Below are 23263 nucleotides of genomic sequence, written 5' to 3'. Positions count from 1 at the left end.
ACCCACGCGTGATCAAACGAGGTCGCCACAACGCTTATATCGTCAAGAAACCCCATCATCGCGGAACTCGACACAATGAGCCGCCTACCATCCGCGTCCTCGCAACATGCCTAACTTAGTGGCATTGGGTTATAACCCCCTGAAAACTCCAGGATCACGGGCGTCCGGGGCGGTGGGGAAGCTGTCGGGGGTGGGTGTTACGCCGGGCGCGGGGTCGGCGGGTGGGCTTCGGGTGGGCTGGTCGGTTTGCGGCCTGCGTGGTGGCGGCTGATCGGGAGGACCAGTGGGGTGCCGCTGATCTCGTCCGTGGTGACCTGGCAGCGCAGGCCGAACACGTCCTCGACGATGGCGGCCGTGATGACCGTGGTGGGGGCGCCCTCGGCGACGATCCGGCCGGACTTCATCGCCACCATGTGGTCGGCGTAGCGGGCGGCCTGGTTCAGGTCGTGCAGGACCATCACGATGGTCCGGCCCTCGCGCCGGTTCAGGTCGACGACCAGGTCGAGGACGTCGATCTGGTGGGCCATGTCCAGGTAGGTGGTTGGTTCGTCCAGCAGCAGGACCCGGGTGCCCTGCGCCACCGCCATTGCGATCCAGGCGCGCTGGCGCTGCCCGCCCGACAACTCGTCGACGGCGCGGTGGGCCAGGTCGGTGATGCCGGTCGCGGCCAGCGCGGCGTGCACGGCGGCCTCGTCGTCCTTCGACCACTGCCGCCACCAGGTCTGGTACGGCGATCGGCCGCGGTTGACCAGGTCCAGCACGGTCAGGCCGTCGGGGGCGACCGGGCCCTGCGGGAGGATGCCCAGGTCGCGGGCCAGTTGCCGGGTGGGGAGCGACTGGAGTTTCCGGCCGTCCAGGTACACCGCGCCGTCCCGGGGGGACAGCAGCCGGGCCAGCGCCCGGAGCAGGGTGGACTTGCCGCAGGCGTTGGCGCCGACGATCGCGGTGATCCGGCCCGGCGGCACGGCCAAGTCCAGGCCGTCGACGACGGGGGCGCCGTCGTAGGCCAGGGTGAGGCCGTCCGCGCGCAGCTCCGGCCCGCTCGCATCCGGGGTGCGGGCGTCCGCGTGCGGCTCCGGGGCTTTCGCGTTCATAGGGTCAACCTCCAGAGCCGGCGCGGTTCGCGCGGATCAGCAACCAGATCAGCACGGGCGCGCCGAACGCGCCGCTGACGATCCCGACGGGCAGTTCCGTGCCCGGTATGACGGTGCGGGCGATCAGGTCGGAGGCGACCACAATCAGCCCGCCGGTCACCGCCGAGGTGACGGGCGGCGGCCAGGCCGTGCCGCCCAGCCGCTGGGCGATCTGCGGGGCGCTCAGCGCGACGAACGCGACGGGCCCGGCAGCGGCCGTGCCGAAGGCGATCAGCCCGACCCCGGTGAACACGATGGCGAGGCGGGCCCGCTGGACCGGTGTGCCCAGGCCGATCGCGACGTCGTCGCCGAGTTGCAGGGTGCGCAGCAGCCGGCCGAGTCCCAGGGCTGCGGGGACGAGCACCACCATGGCGACGGCCAGCGGCAGGGTCTCGGCCCAGTCCCGGCCGTTGAGGTTCCCGACCAGCCAGCCGATCGCCGCCTGGGCCTGGAACTGGCCGCCGCGGGCGAGCAGGAAGTCGGTCGCGCTGGCGCACATCCAGGAGATCCCGATGCCGACCAGGACGATCCGGTATCCGGTGATGCCGTCCCGCCAGGCCAGCAGGTACACCAGCAGCGCGCAGCCGAACCCGCCGAGCAGGCCCAGCGTCTGCAGGCCGGCGCCGCTGTGCCAGCCCAGCATGATCGCCGCGACCACGGCCGTGGCGGAGCCCTCGGTGAGGCCGATCACGTCAGGGCTGGCCAGCGGGTTGCGGGTCATGGTCTGGAACAGCGCGCCCGACAGCGCGAAGGCGATTCCGACCAGCAGCCCGGTGAGCACCCGGGGCAGCCGCAGCTCCCGGACGATCAGGACGTTGCCCGGGTCGCCGGTGCCGACGATGCCGCCGAACGCGTCGCCCAGCCCCATCCGGAACTCGCCGATCGTCACGCTCAGGCATACCAGCAGGAACGTGGCGGCCGACAGGACCAGGCACACCACGACCAGCCGCAGCCGCAGCAGGCCCGACACCGGCGGCGTCCGCAGCCGGAACGCCCGCGCGTCCGGGGCCGTGGCTGTCTTATGCGTGGTCACGGTTCACACCTCCGCCAGCCGGCGACGGCGCACCATCGCGATGAAGAAGGGCCCGCCGATGAACGCGATGAGGACACCCGCCTGGATCTCCACCGGCCGCATGATCACCCGGCCGAGGATGTCGGCGGCCAGCAGCAGGATGGGCGAGAGCAGCCCGGACAGGGGCAGCAGCCAGCGGTGGTCCGGGCCGAGGCCCGCCCACTGGGCCAGCACCCGGGCGATCTGCGGGACGATCAGGCCGAGGAACACGACCGGGCCGATCACCGCCACCGACGCCCCGACCAGCACCATGATGGCCAGCACCCCCTGCAACCGGATGAGGCCGACCCGCCGGCCCAGCGCGAGGGCGACGTCGTCGCCGAGCGCCAGGCTGTTGAGCGCGGGCGCGCAGGCCAGCGCTAGGACCGCGCCGACCGCCAGGAACGGCAGCACGTTCTTCACGACGTCACCGGGCAGGTCGGCCAGCGAGCCCGCCGCCCAGTACCGGTAGCGGCGCAGCGCGTCCGGTTCGAGGACGACGATCGCGCTGGTCAGCGAGTTCAGCAGCGCGGTGATCGCGATTCCGGCGAGTGCGAGCTTCACCGGGGTCAGCCCGGACCGGCCCATCCGGCCGAGCAGGTAGACGACGACGGAGGCGGCCGCCGCGCCCGCGAAGGCGAACCACACGTACTCGTACAGCGACCCGAAGCCCAGCAGCCCGACCGCGATGACGACGCCGAACGAGCTGCCCGCGGTCACACCCAGCAGGCCCGGGTCGGCCAGCGGGTTGCGGGTGAGCGCCTGCATGAGCATCCCGGCCAGGCCGAGCCCCATGCCGGTGGCGAGGGCGAGCCAGGTGCGGGGCAGCCGCACCGTCCACACCACGTTGTCGACCATGCGGCTCGGCGGGTGGCCGAGGAGCGTGTCGGCGACCTGACCCAGCGGGACGCGCAGCGCGCCGAGCGCCAGCGAGAGCAGGCAGAGCAGGGCCAGGCATCCGGCCAGTCCCGCCAGCAGCAGGATCGGCCGCCACCGGGTCACCGGCCCCTTGTGATCGAGGGTCCGGCCCGTGGGCCGGACCCTCCGGAGCGGCGTCAACTGGCGGGCTCGACCTTGGTCGCGGTGTTCCCGTCGAGAGCCGCTTTGAGCTGCGGGACCATCCGGTCGAGCACGTACGGCAGGCTGAGGACGGTCTGGTAGGAGTAGGCGATGCCGTAGGGGGTGTCCTCCCCGACGTACACCTCCCGGCCCTGCTTGACCACGTTGAGGTCGGCGTAGAGCGCGTCCGCGTGCAGCTTCGGCCGGTCCTTGTCGATGCTTCCCACGGTCCAGACGATGACGTTCTGGTCGAGGAGGTCCAGCCGTTCCTTGCTGATGCTGACCCCGAACTCCTTGCCGACGACCTTGGTCAGATCGGCGGGCAGGGTGAAGCCGAGCAGCGCGAGCGTCCGCGACCGGAGGTCCTGGGGGCCGTAGACGAAGAAGCCCTCGTAGGGGGTGGCCGTGACGGCGGTCTTGCCAGCGAACTCGGGGTTGTCCGTCTTGATCTTGGCGAAGCGCTGCTCAAGGGCGCTGACCAGCTTGCCGGCCTCCGCCTCCTTGCCGAGCGCCTTACCGATGGTCTTGGTCTGCTCCTGCCACGGGATGCCGTAGTCGGCGTACTGCGCGGGCTGGGCCACGACGGGCGCGAACTTCGACAGCTGCTCGTACTGCTTGTCGGTCAGGCCCGCGTACAGCGCCAGGATCAGGTCCGGCTTGAGCGAGGCGATCTTCTCGACCTGCGGGCCGGTCCCGGGGTCCTTCAGCAGGGTCGGCACGGGCGCGCCGTTGAGCTTGCCCTGTGCCCAGGGCCCGATGGCGCCGGGGTACCCGCCGAACCATTCGGTGGTGGCGACGGGCACCTTGCCCAGTGCCAGCACGGCGTCCTGGTCGGTGAGGCCGACCGTGACGATCCGCTTCGGTTCCGCCTTGATGGTCGTCTGGCCGAACTTGTGCGTGATGGTCACGGGGAACGCGTTCCCCGCCGTACCTGCCGCCGCCGGTGTTTCGGGCTCGTCGGAGCCGCACGCGGTGAGCAGGCTTCCGGCGAGCAGGAACGAGGCGAGCGCCGTGAGTAGGCGCACCGGTTTGTGAGTTACGAGCATGGGGGGTTTCCTTTGTTCCGGGGACCTCCGCCAGGTAGCCGTGTTTCGGCCGGCCGGAACCGGCAGGCCAGAGATTTTAGGCTTACCTAACTTAGGTGAGCCTAGCCTAGCGTGGACGACAGAAACGTCCAAGACCAGGGGTGATGAGGTCCGGAAAGGCGGTTGATGGGGGCCTGTGGCGCGCAATTCGGCGGGACGACAGGTCATCGGTGCGCGTTCTTCCAACACCACTTCCCGGCGGTGTTGATTAGGTTAGCCTAACCTCATGTCTGAGCCCAGGAAGGTCGCGCCCCCCATCGTCCGCCGAGCCCACCAGATCGCCGACGACGTGCTTTTCCCCGCCGCCAACACGGTGGACGAGACCGGGCAGGTGCCCGCCGGACACTGGGACCTGCTCGCCCGCGAGGGCTTCTACGGGCTGGCCGCCGGCTTCGGCGCGCAGGAACTGGACTTCGCCGAGGTGGTGGAGGTGCTGGAGGCGCTGTCCGGCGGCTGCCTGTCCACCACCTTCACCTGGATGCAGCACAACGGCGCGGTCCTCAACCTGGGCGGCTCCGGCAACACGGCACTGCGGGAGCGCCACTTCGAGGACCTGGTGGCCGGCCGCACCCGCGCCGGGGTCGCCTTCGCCGGGGTGATACCGAACCCGCCGCGGCTGTGGGCCCGCGCCGTCGAGGGCGGCTACCTGCTGGAGGGCGAGGCGCCCTTCGTCAGCGGGTGGGGCGTGATCGACCTGCTCCAGGTGTCCGGGCGCGACCGCGACTCCGGCGAGACCGGCACCATCGTCTCCGGGCTGATCGACGCCAGGCCGGGCGACGGGCTCACCGCCGAACCCGTCCGGCTGGTCGCCGGGCAGGCCACCAACACCGTCCGGCTGCGCTTCGACGGCTACCTGCTGCCCACGGATCAGATCACCGGGACCGTCCCGCACGCGGACTTCCTGGCCTACCAGGCGTTCGGATCCCGGCTCAACGGCTGCGTGGCCTGCGGCATCGCCCACCGCGCCATCCGCCTGCTGGCGGAGGCGGGCCACCCGGAGGCCGCCACGGCACTGACCGCCCGCCTCGACCACGTGCGGTCCGCGCTGGACGCCGGCCTGCACGACCCCGCGACGATGCCGTCGGCCCGGGCCGGCGCGGCAGAACTCGCGCTACGGGCGGCCGGCGCGCTGGTGGCCGGGGTCGGCGGCCCCGCGCTGCTGATCGGCCAGCACGCCCAGCGGCTGGTCCGGGAGGCGACGTTCACGATGGTCGCCGCGAGCCGCCCCGACATGCGCCAGCACCTCGTACGCAGCCTGACCGGTTGACGGTGCGGACCCGTGGAGCCCTGACGCGGTGGCCTCGGCAGGCGTAGTCGAACAGGGCGGCGGTGTCGATCGAAGGATGTAGGCCCGGTTTCCTCAATCGGCAGGAGGCCGTGCGGGTGCGGCCTGACTAGGGTTTTTTGAAGATGCGATGCGTTCATCCCTCTTCGAAGGATCGCTCATGGCCCCTGCCCGTAGGACGCTCCTCACCGGTTCGATCACCTTTGTGGTGGGACTGGCGCTCTGGCTGTTCGGATCGGATGAGCAGGTCTTCATCTTCACGCCGTCCAAGGTCGGCGTGGTCCTGATGGTCATCGGAGGCATGGAGGCCTTGTACGGGGCCTATAAGAGCGCTCGCGGCGACGGCGTGGCGCGAGGCTAGGGGAGTTTCGCGGCCATGCCGGCGGGGCGGCCGGAGCGGCGGCCCGGCGGGAGCGGGCGGGCTCCGGATCGGCGGCGGCGGTCACTGGCCGGCGTCGTAGCGTTCGCGGGCGGCGTAGATGGTCTCGATGTTGGATTCCGCCCAGGACTTGAGGGCGCGCTGGTGCGGGAGCAGGCTCCGGCCGAGCCGGGTGAGCTCGTAGTCCACCCGTGGCGGGACCGAGGGTGTGACAGTGCGGGTGACCAGGCCGTTGCGTTCCAGCTTGCGCAGGGTCTGGGTGAGCATCTTCCGGGTCGCGCCGTGGACGGTCCGGGCGAGCTCGCTGTGCCGCCGTGGCCCGCCGGCCAGGGCGCTGACGATCAGGGTCACCCACTTGTCGCTCAACATCACGAGCACCTCGTGGCCGGGGCCTCCGATGACGTTGGCGTCGCACTCGGGGTGCCTGCACCCTTGCATGGCACTCGTCGTGGCCATGTAGGTTCCTCCTGGTTCCTTAGGGTCGCCTAAGTTCCGTCTTCGCAGGTCAACAGTCTCTGCGTAACGTTGATTCCATGAAGTCGGTCATCGTTCGCAAACCTGGAGGTCCGGACGTCCTTGAAATCGCCGAGACCCCCCAGCCTGAGGCCGGGCCAGGGCAGGTCCGGGTCAAGGTCGTGGCCTCCTCCCTCAACCTGATCGACCTGTCCGCCCGGACCGGGCGCCTCACCGCCGCCGGTCTCGTGCCGCCGATGCCGCGGTACGGGCTCGGCTGGGACGTCGCCGGGCACGTGGACGCCGTCGGGCCGGGCACCACCCGGTTCCGGGCCGGCGACGCGGTGATCGGGCTGCGTGACCTGCTGTTCGCCGGCGGCGCGCACGCGGAATACGTGGTGCTGGACGAGTCGGCCCTCGCGCCCGCCCCGGCGTCGGTCCCGCTCACCGTCGCCGCCACGCTGCCGCTGAACGCCCTGACGGCGGACCGCGCCCTCGACCTCGTCGACCTGGAGCCGGGCCGGACCCTGCTGGTCAGCGGCGCCGCCGGGAGCGTCGGGAGGTTCGTTCTCGAACTCGCCGGGATGCGCGGGCTGCACACGATCGCCCTGGTCCGCCCGGACGAGGCGGACGGCGTCCGGGACCTGGCGACCGAGATCGTCACGTCCCCCGACGACGTCGGCGCCGCCGTGCGCCGGAACCCGCCGGACGCCTCGATCGACGCCAGGGCCCTCTGTACCGGCGCCTACGTCGCGCTGCTCGCCCCGCCGCCGACCCGGGGCGCCCGCGTCATCGTCCAGGAGGTCCTCGGGGACGGGAACCGGCTCGCCCGGCTGTCGGAACTCGTGGACGACGGGGCCCTCACCCCCCGGGTCACCCGCACGTTCCCGCTCGACCAGGCCCGCGCGGCACACGAACTCCTGGAGGGGGGCGGCGCCGGCGGCCGCATCGTCCTCACCCCCTAGACACCCCTGAGGCCTGTCTCAAAGTGGGGCCGGCAGCCCTTGGCGGTACCGCCGCACCGCCACCTCCCCGTGAAACCGGCCCTGACCCCAGGCACCAGCGGGTGCGGAACACGCGCACGTCCATCACAGGGCGGCCGGCGCCGGGCGTTCACCGCGTCGTCGAGCCGACGCGGACGTGATCAGAGGCCGAGGTCGGACAGCCCGGGATGGTCGGCCGGGCGCGGGCCGGCGGAGTCCCAGCGGAACCTGCGCTCGGCCTCGCTGATCGGCTGGTCGTTGATGCTCGCGTGCCGGGTGCGCATCAGGCCGGTCGCGTCGAACTCCCAGTTCTCGTTGCCGTGCGAGCGCCACCACCGGCCGTCCCGGTCGTGGCTCTCGTAGACGAACCGCACCGCGATGCGGTCGCCGGTGTAGGCCCACAGCTCCTTGACCAGCCGGTAGTCGAGTTCGCGCGCCCACTTGGCGGTCAGGAACTCCACGATCTCGGCGCGTCCCCGCAGGAACAGGTCGCGGTTACGCCACCTGCTGTCCACCGTGTACGCCAGGGAGACGCGCTCGGGGTCACGGGTGTTCCAGGCGTCCTCGGCGGCCCGCACCTTCCGGATCGCCGTCGCCTCGGTGAACGGCGGCAGCGGCGGTCGCTCGTCCATTCGGCCCTCCTCGGCCGGCGGGCGTCCGGCGCGCCGCCGCGCAGATCCCCTACCCGCCGGCGGGCGTTCGACCGTGCGCGGACACCGGCCGCGGCGAACCCTCGCCGGACGCCGCCCCGATCCGGAACCGCCCGCCGGTTCATCACGTGCGAGGGACGTCAGGTGGCACGCGCGGCTCCTGCCCGTGCCGTGCCGCGTGGTCGCGCCGGGGCAGCAGCAGCGGGGTGGCCAGGATGAGGAGGCCGGCGGCGGCGATCGCGGTGCGGGGGCCGGTGAGAGCGGCCAGCAGGCCCCACAGGGCGGTCATGACCGCGATGGTGATCTTGCTGGTGATCGACCATGCGGACAGGGTGCGGACGATCCGGTCCGGGGCGGTCTGGTCGAGCCGGTAGGTGGCGAACACGGGGTTGAACACGCCCATGCAAGTGATCAGCCCGAGCTCGACGACCATGACGAGGACGAGCCCGGCGGTGCCGGGGCCGACGAAGGCCAGCCCGAGCAGCCAGCACGCGCGCAGGGCCCCGGCGGTGAGCATGACCCGGTGCCGCCCGAACCGGGCGACGAGCCGGGGGGCCAGCCGGGCGCCGATCAGGCCGCCGGCGCAGGGCACGGCGAAGGCGAGACCGTACTGCCAGGGGGCGAACCCGAGGTCCCCGAGCATGAGGACGGCGAGCGGCGGCGAGGTCGCCATGATCAGGCCGTTGACCAGGACCGTGTTGAGGAACAGCGGGCGCAGCGCCGGGTGGGCCAGGATGTGCCGCCAGCCGTCGAGCAGGTCGCCGGCGCGCAGCCGCGGGGCGCCGGTGCGCGCGGGGCGCGGCTCCGTGCCGCCGATCGCGCGGATCCCCAGGGCCGAGAGCAGGTAGCTGACCGCGTCGGCCGCCATGGTCGTCACCGGGCCGAACAGCCCGATCGCGGCCCCGCCGAGCGGCGGCCCGAGCATGGTGGCCGTCCAGGTGGTGGACTCCAGCCGCCCGTTCGCGACGAGCAGGTCCTCCCGGCGGACGAGCGTTTTCAGGAACGCGCCGCTCGCCGCGACGAAGGTGAGGTCGGCCGCGGCGACGACGACCGACACGACCAGGAGGTGGGCGAAGCCGAGCCGGCCGAGCGCGTACGCGGCGGGGACGCTCAGCAGCGCCGCGAACCGGACCAGATCCATGCTGATCATCACTGGCCGCTTGCGGCGGAACTCCACCCACGGGCCGAGCGGCACCGCCACCGCCGCGCCCACCACCAGCCCCGCCGCCGCCAGCGCCGACACCTCGGCCGGCCCGGCGTCCAGCACGAGGATCGCGATCAGGGGGAACGCGTCGAACGCGAGCCTCGTGCCGAACGCGCTGACCGCGTACGACGCCCACAGCCACCCGAACCGCCGCCCCAGCGACCGCCTCGCCCGCATGCCGACCCGCCCTCCCGTCGCCCGGAGACATCGAAGCGGGCGGCGGACCGTTGAACAAACGACCTCCTGGCCGGGTGGTTTCCGCCGGGTGCGTCCCGGTCGCCGTCGCGGTGCGGTCGCAGCTGCGGTACCTGGGCTGTTGTGGAGATGCTGCAACCGGATTTGTCCGTAATCCTGATGCCATGACCGGTCATCGGCCGCAGCACGGGCACGAGCACGAGCACGAGCACGGGCACGGGCACACCCGGGCGGGCCGCGTCCTGGCGCGGGTGCGGCACGCCTTCGTGCCGCACCGCCACGACAGCGCCGGCAAGACCGATGCGGCGCTGGAGTCCAGCAGCAGGGGGCTGCGGGTGCTGGGCGTCTCGTTCGCGGTGCTGGCCCTCACCGCCGCCGTGCAGGCCGTGATCGTGGTGATGTCGGGCTCGGTGGCCCTGCTGGGGGACACGCTGCACAACGTCGCCGACGCGCTGACGGCCGTCCCCCTCGCGGTCGCGTTCCTGCTCGGGCGGCGGGCGGCCACCCGGCGCTTCACCTACGGGTACGGCCGGGCCGAGGACCTGGCGGGCATCGCCATCGTGGCCGTCATCGCCGCGTCCGCGGCCTTCGCCGGGCACGAGGCCGTGCAACGCCTGGTGGACCCGCAGGACGTGCGCGCGCTGGGCTGGGTCGCGGTGGCCGGGCTGGTGGGCTTCGCCGGGAACGAATGGGTGGCCCGGTACCGGATCAGGGTCGGCCGGGAGATCGGCTCGGCCGCGCTGGTCGCCGACGGCCTGCACGCCCGCACCGACGGGTTCACCTCGCTGGCCGTGCTGGCGAGCGCCGGTGGCACCGCGGCCGGGATCCCCCTCGCCGACCCCGTCATCGGGCTGCTGATCACGCTCGCGATCTGTTTCGTGCTGCGGGACGCGGCCCGGGAGATCTACCACCGGCTGATGGACGCCGTCGAACCCGACCTGGTCGCCCGGGCCGAGCGGATCCTGGCGGGCGTCGAGGGGGTGCGCCGGGTCGGGGCGGTCCGGCTGCGCTGGGTCGGGCACGCGCTGCGCGCCGAGGCCGACATCGTCCTCGCCCCGTCCCTGTCCCTGGTCCAGGCGCACGCCGTGGCGGTGGAGGCCGAGCACCGGCTCATCCACGAGCTGCCCCGGCTGCGGGCCGCCACCGTCCACACCGACCCCGACGGCCCGGCGGGCACCGACCACCACGCGGTGCTCCGCGCCCACCGCTGAGCGGGCGCACCCGGAGAAAAGTCCGGAGCGCTATTCCGGCGGATCGGCACGGCTACCTGGACAGATCCAATTCATGGATTGTTTTGGACGGAGTGTGTCGCCAATCTGTGTGGTTGAGTGACATGAATCACGGGGTCGATCCGGCTTACATATCTCTCGCCCAGGCTTCGGCAGCGAGAGGACGGCCGGCAGATGACCCCCCGTGTGAAACGAGCGCTTCACCTGATCCCGGCGGCCGCCGCGCTGGTCGCCGCCATGGCGGCCGCTCCCACCACCGCCCAGGCGGCGGCGAGCCCGTACGAGCGCGGCCCCGACCCGACCGAGCAGACCATCACCGCCGAGCGGGGCCCGTTCCAGGTGGCGACGGCGACCGTACCGGCGAACTCGGCCAGCGGTTTCAACCGGGGCACGATCTACTACCCCACCGACACCTCCCAGGGCACCTTCGGGGCCGTGGCGATCATCCCGGGCTTCATCGAGCCCGAGTCCACCATGAGCTGGTACGGGCCCCGCCTGGCCTCCCAGGGCTTCGTCGTTTTCACCCTGGAACCCTTCTCGGTCCTGAACTTCCCCGACGACCGGGCGAACCAGCTCCTCGCCGCGCTGGACTACCTGACCGGCAGCAGCAGCGTCCGCAGCCGGGTGGACGCCTCCCGCCTGGCGGTCATGGGCCACTCGATGGGCGGCGGCGGCACCCTGCGGGCGGCCGAGATGCGTCCTTCCCTCCAGGCGGCCATCCCGCTGGCCCCGTGGCACCTGCACGGCGACTGGCGCAACGTTCGCGTGCCGACCATGATCCAGGCGGCCGACAACGACTTCATCGCCGGCGTCGGCAACCACGCCCAGCCCTTCTACCAGAACCTCACCAACGCCCCCGAGAAGGCGTACCTGCTGTTCGAGAACTACGGCCACATGTCGTGGATCTCCGCCAACACCCCGATCGCCAAGTACTCCATCGCCTGGCTCAAGCGCTACGTCGACGACGACACCCGCTACAGCAAGTTCCTGTGCCCGGCGCCCGGCGCCCCCAGCAGCACCTTCCAGGAGTACCGGCACACCTGCCCGGACTGATCCGCACCCGATTCTCCGGTCCGGCCTGGCCGCTTCGCGTTGAGGTCCGGTACCGGCGGCCGGGGACGCCTCGCGAGGCGTCCCCGGCCGTGGCGTTTTCCGGGGGCCCGTGCGCGTTCTACCGGTCCGGGTGCTCGACCTGGCGGCGACCGGCCCGGTCATCCCGTCCGTGCGGTGATCTTCCAGGTTCTGGACGCATCCCCGGGCTCTTGACCTGGGGCCTACCCGGTCGTTTGGGTCCTTTGGGTTCGTAACTAGCCGGATGGGTGGTGTGCGGGACGGGGTCGCCTGGTCACCATGGGGGGTGTACTTCCAGTTCCCCGCGGAGACAAGCGGGGGCGGAACCCGCCCGGAAGAAGAGGTTCTGCGATGAAACCCCTGACCGCACTGTACGACGAGATAACCCCCACGTCCGGCGAGCGCAAGATCGCGCGGACGGACCAGATCGACACCGGCACCGTGCGGGAACTGGAACGGGAACTGGAGAAGAAGCAGCGGTTCGTCTCCGACGCCTCGCACGAGCTCCGCACCCCGCTGGCGGGGCTGCGGGCGGAACTGGAGGACGCCCTGCACCACCCCGGGCAGACCGACATCGACCAGGTGCTCGCCCGGGCGCTGGACAGCGTCGACCGGCTGGACGCGATCATCAGCGACCTGCTGCTCCTCAGCAAGGCGCAGGCCGGGATGACCGACGGGCAGCGGCGGGTGGATCTGGCGACGATGGTCCGCGCCGAGGTCGTGCGGCGGGTGAGCCGCGTTCCGATCAGCCTCCGGCTGGAGCCGGGAGTGGCCGTCAGCGCCGTTCCCACCCAGCTCGTCCGGGTGCTCACCAACCTGGTGGACAACGCGCAGCGGCACGCCGACCAGGTTCTCCAGATCCAGGTGCGGCGGGACGGGCACTGCGCGGAACTGGTGGTCGAGGACGACGGTGACGGGGTGGCCGAGGCCGATCGGCAACGGATCTTCCAGCGGTTCACCCGGCTGGGCGCGGCGCGTGACCGTGACCCGGGGGGCGCGGGGCTGGGCCTGGCGATCGCCTGGGACATCGCCCGGGCGCACTCCGGCCTGCTGCGGGTGGAGGAGTCGGCCATGGGCGGCGCCCGGTTCGTCCTCCGGCTTCCCGCCGCCGGACCGTCCGGGGCGGTGACCCGGGCGTGCGCCGCCGCAGCGAGCTGAGCGGACCACGGTACGGCCGGGACGGACATACCGGCGGCCACCGGCGGCCAGAACCCCGATCTCACGGGTTCTGGCCGCCGGTGGCCGCCGATCTGCTCGTGACCGGTAAGTCGGAGAGGATGACCATGTAGGCTGTGACCTGGTGCTTTATCGAACTGTGACGCTCACGTTGCCATCTGCTCTGCGGCTCGAGAACAGATCCGGTCTCGAGCGGCCGTCCCGCCGTGGCTGGCGTGGCCGGGGTCGCGAGGCACGAGCGATCGCGGATCTGTTGCACGCCGCCAAGGGCAGCCGGGGCGGGGTGCTGCTGGTCGAGGGCCAGTCCGGGGTGGGCAAGAGCCGGCTGCTGGCCGAGGCGGTGGACACGGCGGCCGAGCACGGTTTCCTGCTGGCCCGGGGTGTGGCCGACGAGTCGAGCCGGTTGCGGCCGATGGAGCCGCTGATGTCGGCGCTGGGGGAATCCCCCCACTCGCTGCGCGCGGCGCAGGCCGAACTGCGCCCGGACGTGGCCGACGTGCGGTTGTGGCTGGTGGAGCGGTTGCAGGCCCGGCTGGAGGAGCGGGTCGCGCGCGGCCCGATGCTGGTCGTGCTGGACGACCTGCACTGGGCCGACCCCACCGCGTTGCTGGCGTTGCGGTCGCTGGTCCCCGAACTGGCCTCCTACCCGCTGGTGTGGATCCTGTCGCGCACCACCGGCGACGACCCGGGCAGCGCGGAGCGGCTGTTCGACTTCCTGGAGGCCGAGGGCGCCACCCGGATCGCGCTGCGACTGCTGGACGCCGCGGCGCGAGCCGAAATCGCCACCGACATCCTCGGCGCCGAGCCCGAGCCGGATCTGCTCACCCTGGCCGACCAGGCCGGGGGCTCCCCCTACGTGCTCACCGAGCTGTACGAAGGACTGCTGGACGAAGGCGCGGTCGAGATAGCGGACGGCCGGGCCCGGTTGACCTCCCACCAGGTCCCCCAGCGGGTGCAGACGGTCGTCCGCAGGCGGCTGGACAGGCTGTCCCCGCGTACCCGGCACGTCCTGGAGGTCGCCGCCATCCTCGGCCGCTCCTTCCCCGTGGACGACCTGGCCGACATGCTCGGCGAACCCGCCAGCGCCCTGCTGCCCGAACTGGAAGAAGCCCAGACCGCGGGCGTCGTGACGCCCGACGGGGACCTGCTCACCTTCCGGCACCACCTGATGTGGCGAGCGGTGACCGAGATCCTTTCCCGGCCGGTGCGGCTGGCTCTGCACCGGCAGGCCGGCGAGATGCTGCTCGCCCGGGGCGGTTCGGCCATCCCCGCCGCCGGCCACCTGATGCGCTACGTCCGCCCCGGAGACAAGTGCGCCCTGGCCGCCCTGGACCAGGCGGTGCAGGAAGTCCTGCCGACCTCGCCGCAGACCGCCGCCGACCTGGCCGCACGAGCGGTGGAACTCACCGCCCCCACCGACCTCGAACGCTTCGACCGGTCGGTGACGGCCGTGTACGCCCTGACCGCCGGCGGGCGGCTGGCCGAGGCGGCCGAACTCGCCCGCACCGCGCTCGCCCAGACCCTGCGCCCCGAACAGGCCGCCCGGCTGCGCTACGAACTGGCCTACGCCCTCATGCTGGCCGGACGCCCCGCCGACGCCATCACCGAAGCCGAACAAGCCCTCGCCGAGAAAAACATCTCCGACGAACTACGCGACCTGGCCGAGCATGTGTTGTTCCGGGCGCTTTTCGTTGGCTTCGATCATCGGAGCGGCCGGGATCGGGCCGAGGCGGTCCTGGCGCATCCGGAACGCCACGGCCACCCCGTCCTGGTCGGGGCCAACATGCTGCTCATCCACGTCATGTGGACGGACGGGCGGGCTGCCGAAGCGTTCGACTACGCCCGGGAGGCGGTGCGCGTGGCGGCGTCCGGGCCGATCCGGGCGCAGCACGCGCACCCGGCACTGCACCTGGGCGCCCTGCTCACCAACGTCCGGCGACTCGACGAGGCCGAGGCCGCACTGCGGGCCGCCGAGGAGGAGATCACCGCGCTGGGCCACACCGTGCAGGCCCCCAGCCCGGCGCTGTTCCGCGCCCGGGTCCGGCTCAACGCCGACCGGCTCGACGACGCCGTCGCCGAGGCCCAGGCCGGGCTGGCCATGGCCGACGAGCTGGGTGTGCGCGCCTTCGTGCTGATGGGGATCGCCGTGCTCGCCCTCGTCGCGGTGCGCCGCGGCGACCTGGACACCGCCGCCCGGCAGGCCGAACGGCACGACTCCCTGTACCGGGAGGGCCAGGGCGTGCTGTACGGAGGCGTGTGGGGCACCTGGATCATGGCGACGGTCGCGGAGGCTCAGGGCGACCTCGGCAGGGCGATGGATGTCGCCCGTACCTGTTACACCGACCCGATGAAGCGCAGCTGGCTGCTCATGGTGGAGACCAACGCCGCGCCCTGGCTGACCCGCACCGCACTCGCCACCGGCCACCGCTCCGCCGCCGAAGACATCACCACCACCGCCGGGGAACTGGCCGCCGCCAACCCGGAGTTCCGCTCGCTGGCCGCCGCCGCGACCCACGCCCACGGCATCCTGCACGGCGACGGCGAGGCCCTGGCCCGCGCCGCCGCCTCTCCCGACCTCGGGGTGTGGGGCCGCGCCTCCGCGGCCGAGGACCTGGGCGCCCTGCTGGCACGCCACAACGCCGACCGCACGGCCGTGATCGGCGCCCTGGAACAGGCTCTGGACGGCTACCAGCGTGGCTGCGCCCCCCGGGACGCCGCGCGCGTCCGCGCCCGCCTCCGCGACCTGGGTGTCCGCCGCCGGCACTGGACCAGCGCCGAACGCCCCGACACCGGCTGGGCCGCCCTCACCGACACCGAACGCAAGGTCACCGCGCTCGTCGCCCAGGGGCTGACCAACCCCCAGATCGCCGACCAGATGTTCATCTCCGCCCACACGGTGAAGTTCCACCTGCGCCAGGTCTTCCGCAAGCTCGGCATCGCCTCCCGCGTCGAACTCGCCCGCCTGGCCACCGAGCACCACCCCGAAACGGACACCGCATAGCCGCCCGGGGATGCGCTGCGCGAGCGAAGGCGGCCGGGGCCGTTCGGGCGCGCGGGAACGGCGGAAGGCCGGCCCGTCGTCCAGGGCCCGATCGAGTCGCGGAGCATGATCGGGCATAAGGGTGGCTGCCAGGTGTTTTATTGAGCTATGGCAGGTTCGTCACCGACTGCCCACGACACCGTGACCGGTGCCGGTCTTGAGCGGCCGTCGCGGCCCGGCTGGCGTGGCCGGGATCGCGAGTCACGGGCCATCGCCGAACTGCTGTCCGCCGCCGAGAGCGGCCGGGGCGGCGTGCTGCTGGTGGAGGGCCGGTCCGGGGTGGGGAAGAGCCGGCTGCTGGCCGAGGCGGTGGACGTCGCGGCCGGGCACGGTTTCCTGCTGGCCCGGGGCGTGGCCGACGAGTCGAGCCGGTTGCGGCCGCTGGAGCCGCTGATGTCTGCGCTGCGGGAATCGGCCCACACCCTGCGGGCGGTACGGAGCGAAATCCACCAGGACCCGGCCGACCTGCGGTTGTGGCTGCTGGAGCGGTTGCAGGCCCGGCTGGAGGAGCGGGTCGCGCGCGGCCCGATGCTGGTCGTGCTGGACGACCTGCACTGGGCCGACCCCACCGCGTTGCTGGCCCTGCGGTCGCTGGTCCCCGAACTGGCCTCCTACCCGCTGGTGTGGATCCTGTCCCGTACCACCGGAGGCGACGACCCCGGCGACGCCGAACGGCTCTTCGACGTCCTGGCGGGCGAGGGCGCCACCCGGATCGAGCTGCGACCACTGGATCGCGCGGCGACGGCCGAGGTCGCCATCGACGTGCTCGGCGCCGAACCTGATCCCGCTCTCCTCGCCCTGGCCGACGAGGCCGGCGGTGCCCCCTACGTGCTCACCGAACTGTTCGAGGGGCTACTGGACGAGGGCGCGGTCGAGCGGGCCGGTGGCCGGGCCCGGCTGATCTCCCACCAGGTCCCGCAACGGGTGCAGACGATCGTCTGCCGGCGGCTGGGCAAGCTGTGCGCGAGCACCCGGCATCTGCTGGAGGTCGCGGCCGTCCTGGGGCGCTCGTTCCCGGTGGACGACCTGGCCGAGATGCTCGGCGAGCCCGCCGGCGCCCTGCTGCCGGAACTGGAGGAGGCCCAGACCGCGGGGGTCGTGACACCCGATGGCGGTCTGCTCGCCTTCCGGCACCACCTGATGTGGCGAGCGGTGGTCGAAGGCCTCCCCCTGCCGGTGCGGCTGGCCCTGCACCGGCAGGCCGGGGAGATGCTGCTGGCCCGCGGCGGTTCGGCCATCCCCGCCGCCGGCCACCTGATGCGCTACACCCGCCCCGGCGACACCAAGGCCCTGGTCGCCCTGGACCAGGCGGTGCAGGAGGTGTTGTCGTCCTCGCCGCAGACCGCGGCCGAGCTGGCGGCCCGGGCGGTGGAGCTGACCGCCGCCACCGACCCGAACCGGTTCGACCGGTCGGTGACCACCGTCTACGCCCTGACCGCCGGGGGGCGGCTGGCCGAGGCGGCCGAACTCGCCCGCACCGCGCTGGGCCAGGCCCTGCGCCCCGAGCAGGTCGCCCGGCTGCGCTACGAGCTGGCCTACGCCCTGCTGCTGGCCGGCCGATCGACCGACGCCATCGCCGAGGCCGAGCGGGCACTCGCCGAGAAGGGCATCTCCAGCGAACTGCGCGGCCAGGCCGAGCACGTACTGTTCCGGGCGCTGTACTTCACCCTCGACCACGCGCGCGGGCGGGAGCGAGCCGAGGCCGTCGTGGCACATCCGGAACGCCACAGCCACGCCGTCCTGGCCGGAGCGCACATGCTGCTCATCAACGTGCGGTGGATGAGCGGGCGGGCCGCCGAAGCGCTCGCCCACAGCCGTGAGGCGGTGCGCGTCGCGGCCTCCGGGCCGATCCGGGCCCGGCACGCGCACCCCGCGCTGCCCCTGGGCGCCGTGCTCACCAACCTCCGGCTGCTCGACGAGGCGGAGACCGTTCTGCGCGCCGCCGACGAGGAGATCACCGCGCTGGGCCACACCGCGCACGCCCCCAGCCCCGCCCTGTTCCGCGCCCGGCTGCGCCTTGCCGCCGACCGGCTCGACGACGCCGCCGCCGAGGCCCGGGCCGGGCTGGCCATGGCCGACGAGCTGGGTGTGCACGCCTTCGTGCTGGTGGGGATCGCCGTGCTCGCCGTGGTCGCGGTGCGCCGCGGCGACCTCGACACCGCCGCCCGGCAGGCCGAACGGCACGACTCCCTGTACTGCGAGGGCCAGGGCGTGATGTACGCGCGCATGTGGAGCAGTTGGATCATGGCGACGGTCGCCGAGGCCCGCGGCGACCTCGACAGAGCGCTGCGGATCGCCCGCCCCTACTACACCGACCCGCTGAAGCGCCGCTGGCTGCTCCTGGCGGAGACCAACGCCGCGGCCTGGCTGGTCCGCACCGCACTGGCCGCCGGAGACCGCCCCAGTGCCGAAGTCATCGCCGCCACCGCCGCGGAACTGGCCGCCACCAACCCCGACTTCCCCTTCCTGACCGCCGCGGCCGAGCACGCCCACGGCATCCTGCACCGCGACGCCGGCCCCGTGGCCCGCGCCGCCGCCTGCACCCACCTGGGCGGATGGAGCCGCGCCTCCATCGCCGAGGACCTGGGCGTCCTGCTGGCGGACCAGGACGCCGACCGCACGGCCGCGATCGACGCCCTGGACCAGGCCCTGGACGGCTACCAGCGCGGCGGCGCCCTCCGCGACGTCGCGCGCGTCCGCGCCCGGCTGCGGAACCTGGGCGTCCGCCGCCGGCACTGGACCAGCGCCGAACGCCCCGACCGCGGCTGGGACAGTCTCACCAGTACCGAACGCAAGGTCACCGCGCTCGTCGCCCAGGGGCTGACCAACCCCCAGATCGCCGACCAGATGTTCGTCTCCGCCCACACGGTGAAATTCCACCTGCGCCAGGTCTTCCGCAAGCTCGGTATCGCCTCCCGCTTCGAACTCGCCCGCCTGGCCGCCGAGCACCACCCCGAGGCCACGCGCCCCGGCCCGTGACGGGCGATCAGATCCGGGAGGGCTCCGCCGGCGCCGCCGCGATCCGGGTGAGTTTGGCCGGGTTCATCACCCACAGGATCTGGTCGATGCCGTGCTCGGAGGCGCTCACGGTCACGAACACGACGGGCTCCCCGCCGCGCCGGACCAGCGCGCCCGGCCAGCCGTTCGCCTCGACCCACGAGACCTCCGTGTCGGGCCAGAACCGCGGTGCGAACGCGACGAGCAGCCTTCCCACCCGCCTGGACCCGACCACGGGTATCCGCGCGGCGTTCCGCACCACGCCCCCGCCGTCGGAGTAGCTGACGACCTCCTCGGCGAAGAGTTCTTCGAGGGCGGCGAGGTCGCCCCGCCGGGCCGCGGCGAGGAAGGTCTTCAGGAGCCGCCGGTGCGCGGACGTGCTCACCGGCCGGCGCCGCTGCGCGGAGATGTGCTTGCGCGCCCGGCTGACGAGCTGCCGGGCGTTCGCATCGGTGAGCTGGAGGATGTCCGCGATCTGCCCGTACGGGTAGTCGAACGACTCCCGCAGGACGTACGCCGCCCGTTCCGTGGGCGACAGGCGCTCCAGCAGCAGGAGGACCGCCAGTTCCAGCGCCTCTCCCGTCTCCGCCCCGGCCGTGGGGTCGGCGCTGGTGTCCACCGGTTCGGGCAGCCAGGGGCCGACGTACTTCTCGCGCCGCCGCCGGGCGGACTGGGCGGCGTTGATCGCCAGCCGGGTCGTCATCGTGGCGAGGAACGCCGGCGGGGCCACCACGACCGAGCGGTCCGTGGTCTGCCACCGCAGCCAGACCTCCTGCACGATGTCCTCGGCCTCGGCCGAACTGCCGAGGATGCGGTACGCGATGCCGAAGAGCCGAGGACGCAGGCCGAGGAAGTGGTCGAGCGCCTCCGGTTCCGGTGGCCGCTTCGAACGCATGAACTCCTCCCTCGGTCCAGCGGCTCACGCCACGCGGTGCAAGGGGAGCCGGAACACGAAACGCGCCCCGCCGCCCGATGCCTCCTCCACGTGCAGGGTGCCGCTGTAGGCGTGGGCGATGTCGCGGGCGATGGTCAGGCCGAGACCGGTGCCCCCCTGATGACGGTCGCGGGCGGTGTCGAGCCGGGCGAAGCGCTCGAAGATGCGCTCGCGCTCCTGGACGGGGATGCCGGGCCCGTCGTCGGTGACGGTGAGCTCGGCGGTGCAGTCGTACCGGCTCACCTGGACCTGCACCAGGCGCCGGGCGTGCCGGCGGGCGTTGTCGAGCAGGCAGGTGACCGCCCGGCCCAGGTGGGCGGGGACCGCGTTGACCATGACCTCGGGTACCGTCCGCAGCCGGATGTCCGGGTCGCCCGGCCGCGGGATGACATGGGAGCGGACCGTGTCGGCGAGGTCGATGGGCCGGCACTGCATGGCCGCGCAGCCCGTGACCCGCGCGAGCAGCAGCAGGTCGGTGACGATCGCCTCGAGCCGGTTGACGTCGCGGATCGCCGAGTCGATGAGCCGGTGCAGGTCGGTCTCCTCCGGGTGCAGCCGGGCCTCTTCGAGCTCGACCCTGAGCCCCGCGAGAGGTGTGCTCAGCTCGTGGGCGGCGTCAGCGGTGAACCGGCGCTGTCGGGCCAGGTCGTCGGTGGACGTGTCGCCTCGCATTGGTCTGCCTCCCCTGTTGGAGGACGGTATCCGGTCGTCAGGTAGGACAAGACAGCCCCCCTCGGTTGTGACAGCGCGCTCACCTGGTATGGAGCGCGTTCCGCAGGACCGTGCCGGCCTGGGCGACGGCGGCCCGGGTCGCCTGGGTGTCGTTGAGCGGGTTGAGCATCATGAAGTCGTGCACCGTGCCGTCGTAGCGGACGGTCGCGACCGGCACCCCTGCGGCGCGCAGCTTGGCCGCGTAGCTCTCGCCCTCGTCGCGCAGCACGTCCACCTCGTCCACCAGCAGGAAGGCCGGTGGCAGCCCGGCGAGCTGCTCGGCGGTGGCCCGGTTGGGTGACGCGGTGATCTCCGCGCGCTGGGCCGGGTCGGTGGTGTAGGCGTCCCAGAACCACTCCATCAGCCGGCGGCTGAGGTAGTGGCCGCTGGCGAACTCCTCGTAGGAGCCGGTGTCCATGGCCGCGTCCGTCACCGGGTAGTACATCGACTGGTGGACGAAGGTGACGTCGCCGCGTTCCTTGGCCATGAGGGCCAGCGCGGCGGCCATGTTCCCGCCGACCGAGTCGCCGGCGACCGCCATCCGCCCGCCGTCCAGCCCCCGGTCGGCGCCCTTGCGGGTGACCCACCGGGCGACGGCGTACCCCTGCTCGATGGCCACCGGGTAGCGCGCCTCCGGTGCGGGCGTGTACTCGACGAAGACGACGGCCGCCCCCGCGCCGATGGCGAGTTCGCGGACGAGCCGGTCGTGGGTGCCCGCGTTGCCCAGCACCCAGCCGCCGCCGTGCATGTACAGCACGACGGGCAGCGTGCCCGTGGCGCCCCGCGGCCGGACGATGCGCACGCGCACGTCGCCGACCTCGGCCGGCACGGTGATCCACTCCTCGTCGACCGGCGGTTTGTCGATCGGCGCGGCCTGGATGTCGTCGATGAACTTGCGCGCCGCGGCCGGTTCCAGCTCGTACAGGAAGGGCGGCCGCGAGGTGGTGTCGACGAGTTCCTGCGCGGCGGGTTCGAGGACGAGCTCGGTTCGGGTCGCCATGGTCGTGCCCCCTTTTCTCGGTGATGGTGGGGGCCATCCCGTCCGCCGAGGGCGGGACGGTTGTAGAGATTTCACAGGCTACTAACCGCCAGTACCCGGGTGGTGCGGTCATATATTGATAGTTCAGTAAATTTGCGATCTTGGTCTGATATGTCCTATCTCATCCTGGCGTCAACCCAGGCCGGACTCGGTCTAGAGACCGTCCTTGTCCTTCTCCCGGCTCTGCTCGCGGGCCTTGCGGCGCTGCTCCTCGGCGCGATCGCGCAGGCTCTGCAGGAACGCCTCGTCGTCCTCGGGATTGAACGCCACGGCCCGCCCCGGACGGTCGTACTCGGGGAACCTGCTCGCGGTGTTGCCCTTGTAGGGAAGGCCCGGCGAGTGGTCGGCCTGGGGGCGGCCCGCGATCAGCCAGGCGATCGAGCCCACGGTCGGCAGGATCAGCACGAGGATCAGCCAGAGCGTTTTCGGCAGGTTACGGCAGGCATACTCGTTCGTGGTGATCACGTCGAGCAGGCAGAAGATCCAGAGCGCGAGGACGAGGAGACCGACGCCTCCGTAGAACATCAGCACGGCACGCCTCCGGAAGATCGTTCATGGCAGTGGCTCACCGTACTGGGAACCGTCCGCGCCCATCCGGAGATGGCAGCATCCGGTCAGCCGAGCCGCCCCGCCCGGTGCAGATGGTCAAAGATGATCTGGTCGACGGGGGACACCCGGTCCCGGTCGGCATGGCCCAGCCAGACGACCTCCGCAATCTCGCTGCTGGGCGCCAGCGTCCCGCGGAGTCTCCCACCACCCGGCGAAAAGCCGGTGCATGCCCCATCGGCATGGGAAAATGGCGCGTTGGGCGGCTTGTCGGGGGCTGCCGATAAGGTGAGCGCCGCTGCCGAGGGATTTCTCCGAACAGAATGGCGGTGTGCTTGTGGGCTGGGCCGATGGTCGGCTGTGCGGTTTCGACACCGAGACGACCGGTGCCGATCGTGACACCGCCAGAATCGTCACCGCGACCCTCGTATTCGTCGGCGCCGGAAAACCCACCGAGACCATCGACTTCCTCATCGACCCCGGCGTCGAGATCCCCGCCGAGGCCACCGCCATTCACGGCATCACCACCGAACAGGCCCGCGCCGGGGGCCGCAAGCCGGCCGAAGCCATCCGGGAGATCGCCCGCAGGCTCGCCACCGCCTGGTCCGACCGGATCCCGGTGATCGGCTACAACGTCAGCTACGACTTCACCGTCCTGGACCGCGAACTCCGCCGGCACTGCGGCACCGCCCTCACCATCTCCGGCCCCGTCGTCGACCCCCACGTCATCGACCGGGCACTCGACCACCGCCGCGGCCGCCGCACCCTGGAGGAGACCTGCCGGCACTACAAGGTGCGGCACGGCGGCGCCCACGACGCGGCCGAGGACGCGCTGGCCGCCGCCCGCCTCGCCTGGCGCCTCGCCCGGAAGTACCCGGCCGAGGTCGGCGACGCCGACCTGGCCAAGCTCTACCGCGACCAGATCGGCTGGTCCCGCCAGTGGGCCGACAAACTCACCAGCTACTGGCGCTCCCAGGGCCAGAACAAACCAGCGGACGGCTCCTGGCCCCTCCGCCCCGCCGCGTAGCACGGGCGGACGGACC

20 protein-coding genes are annotated in these 23263 nt (G+C 72.4%); 9 read left to right on the top strand and 11 right to left on the bottom strand.

Going from position 1 to position 23263, the window contains the following annotated elements:
• Window positions 1–197: 197 nt before the first annotated feature.
• From DPM19_RS30315 to DPM19_RS30300, 4 genes are read right to left on the bottom strand one after another with little or no spacing between them, the layout of a single operon-like run.
• Complete coding sequence (locus DPM19_RS30315) at window positions 198–1094, bottom strand: ABC transporter ATP-binding protein (protein WP_111871495.1); 897 nt, start codon at window positions 1092–1094, stop codon at window positions 198–200.
• A gap of 4 nt (window positions 1095–1098) precedes the next feature.
• Window positions 1099–2166 (bottom strand): FecCD family ABC transporter permease, encoded by a 1068-nt coding sequence (locus DPM19_RS30310; protein ID WP_111871494.1) that lies wholly within the window; start codon window positions 2164–2166, stop codon window positions 1099–1101.
• Window positions 2167–2169: 3 nt separating this feature from the next.
• The gene (locus DPM19_RS30305; RefSeq protein WP_199485363.1) at window positions 2170–3186 is read right to left on the bottom strand and encodes a FecCD family ABC transporter permease; all 1017 of its coding nucleotides are present in this window, start codon (window positions 3184–3186) and stop codon (window positions 2170–2172) included.
• Between the two features lie 53 nt (window positions 3187–3239).
• On the bottom strand, window positions 3240–4289 hold the full coding sequence (locus tag DPM19_RS30300; protein ID WP_111871493.1) for an iron-siderophore ABC transporter substrate-binding protein: 1050 nt from the start codon (window positions 4287–4289) through the stop codon (window positions 3240–3242).
• Between the two features lie 265 nt (window positions 4290–4554).
• Here DPM19_RS30300 and DPM19_RS30295 point away from each other — a divergent pair, with 265 nt between their 5' ends.
• Together DPM19_RS30295 and DPM19_RS30290 are read left to right on the top strand one after the other, a co-directional pair.
• Window positions 4555–5595, top strand: coding sequence for an acyl-CoA dehydrogenase family protein (locus DPM19_RS30295; RefSeq protein WP_111871492.1), 1041 nt, complete (start codon window positions 4555–4557; stop codon window positions 5593–5595).
• A gap of 178 nt (window positions 5596–5773) precedes the next feature.
• Window positions 5774–5974, top strand: a complete 201-nt coding sequence (locus DPM19_RS30290; RefSeq protein ID WP_111871491.1) for a DUF5708 family protein — start codon at window positions 5774–5776, stop codon at window positions 5972–5974.
• An 81-nt stretch (window positions 5975–6055) separates the two neighbouring features.
• On the opposite strand, the gene DPM19_RS30285 is transcribed toward DPM19_RS30290, so the two are convergent.
• Window positions 6056–6448 (bottom strand): winged helix-turn-helix transcriptional regulator, encoded by a 393-nt coding sequence (locus tag DPM19_RS30285; protein WP_111871490.1) that lies wholly within the window; start codon window positions 6446–6448, stop codon window positions 6056–6058.
• 77 nt (window positions 6449–6525) lie between these two features.
• Here DPM19_RS30285 and DPM19_RS30280 point away from each other — a divergent pair, with 77 nt between their 5' ends.
• Window positions 6526–7410, top strand: coding sequence for an NADP-dependent oxidoreductase (locus DPM19_RS30280; RefSeq protein ID WP_111871489.1), 885 nt, complete (start codon window positions 6526–6528; stop codon window positions 7408–7410).
• A gap of 179 nt (window positions 7411–7589) precedes the next feature.
• Here DPM19_RS30280 and DPM19_RS30275 read toward each other — a convergent pair whose 3' ends face one another.
• A complete protein-coding gene (locus DPM19_RS30275) occupies window positions 7590–8060 on the bottom strand; it encodes a nuclear transport factor 2 family protein (protein WP_111871488.1) in 471 nt (156 codons plus the stop codon).
• A gap of 142 nt (window positions 8061–8202) precedes the next feature.
• A complete protein-coding gene (locus DPM19_RS30270) occupies window positions 8203–9459 on the bottom strand; it encodes an MFS transporter (RefSeq protein ID WP_111871487.1) in 1257 nt (418 codons plus the stop codon).
• Window positions 9460–9641: 182 nt separating this feature from the next.
• On the opposite strand from DPM19_RS30270, the gene DPM19_RS30265 reads away from it, so the two are divergent.
• The 5 genes from DPM19_RS30265 to DPM19_RS30245 all read left to right on the top strand — a co-directional run bounded on the left by DPM19_RS30265 (window position 9642) and on the right by DPM19_RS30245 (window position 18972).
• A complete protein-coding gene (locus DPM19_RS30265) occupies window positions 9642–10688 on the top strand; it encodes a cation diffusion facilitator family transporter (RefSeq protein WP_111871486.1) in 1047 nt (348 codons plus the stop codon).
• A gap of 204 nt (window positions 10689–10892) precedes the next feature.
• Window positions 10893–11759, top strand: a complete 867-nt coding sequence (locus DPM19_RS30260) for an alpha/beta hydrolase family protein (RefSeq protein ID WP_233510929.1) — start codon at window positions 10893–10895, stop codon at window positions 11757–11759.
• Between the two features lie 369 nt (window positions 11760–12128).
• The gene (locus DPM19_RS30255) at window positions 12129–12935 is read left to right on the top strand and encodes a sensor histidine kinase (protein ID WP_158566945.1); all 807 of its coding nucleotides are present in this window, start codon (window positions 12129–12131) and stop codon (window positions 12933–12935) included.
• A 142-nt stretch (window positions 12936–13077) separates the two neighbouring features.
• A complete protein-coding gene (locus tag DPM19_RS30250) occupies window positions 13078–15954 on the top strand; it encodes a helix-turn-helix transcriptional regulator (protein WP_111871483.1) in 2877 nt (958 codons plus the stop codon).
• Window positions 15955–16101: 147 nt separating this feature from the next.
• Window positions 16102–18972, top strand: coding sequence for an ATP-binding protein (locus DPM19_RS30245; RefSeq protein WP_111871482.1), 2871 nt, complete (start codon window positions 16102–16104; stop codon window positions 18970–18972).
• Between the two features lie 7 nt (window positions 18973–18979).
• Here DPM19_RS30245 and DPM19_RS30240 read toward each other — a convergent pair whose 3' ends face one another.
• The 4 genes from DPM19_RS30240 to DPM19_RS30225 form a co-directional block, all read right to left on the bottom strand.
• Window positions 18980–19885: an RNA polymerase sigma-70 factor gene (locus DPM19_RS30240; protein ID WP_111871481.1), complete on the bottom strand. Its 906-nt coding sequence runs from the start codon at window positions 19883–19885 to the stop codon at window positions 18980–18982.
• Window positions 19886–19909: 24 nt separating this feature from the next.
• On the bottom strand, window positions 19910–20596 hold the full coding sequence (locus DPM19_RS30235) for a sensor histidine kinase (RefSeq protein ID WP_111871480.1): 687 nt from the start codon (window positions 20594–20596) through the stop codon (window positions 19910–19912).
• Between the two features lie 79 nt (window positions 20597–20675).
• Window positions 20676–21635: an alpha/beta hydrolase gene (locus DPM19_RS30230; RefSeq protein WP_111871479.1), complete on the bottom strand. Its 960-nt coding sequence runs from the start codon at window positions 21633–21635 to the stop codon at window positions 20676–20678.
• Window positions 21636–21827: 192 nt separating this feature from the next.
• Window positions 21828–22199 carry a PLD nuclease N-terminal domain-containing protein gene (locus DPM19_RS30225; RefSeq protein ID WP_199485364.1) on the bottom strand — a complete coding sequence of 124 codons (372 nt, stop codon included), beginning with the start codon at window positions 22197–22199 and terminating at the stop codon, window positions 21828–21830.
• A gap of 352 nt (window positions 22200–22551) precedes the next feature.
• Here DPM19_RS30225 and DPM19_RS30215 point away from each other — a divergent pair, with 352 nt between their 5' ends.
• On the top strand, window positions 22552–23247 hold the full coding sequence (locus tag DPM19_RS30215) for an exonuclease domain-containing protein (RefSeq protein ID WP_199485362.1): 696 nt from the start codon (window positions 22552–22554) through the stop codon (window positions 23245–23247).
• The last annotated feature ends 16 nt before the right edge of the window (window positions 23248–23263 follow it).

The sequence above is a fragment of the Actinomadura craniellae genome, assembly GCF_003289645.1.
GTDB classification, from domain to species: domain Bacteria; phylum Actinomycetota; class Actinomycetes; order Streptosporangiales; family Streptosporangiaceae; genus Actinomadura_D; species Actinomadura_D craniellae.
Note: the sequence above shows the minus strand (reverse complement) of the source record. Positions and strands in the feature narration are given on the sequence as shown.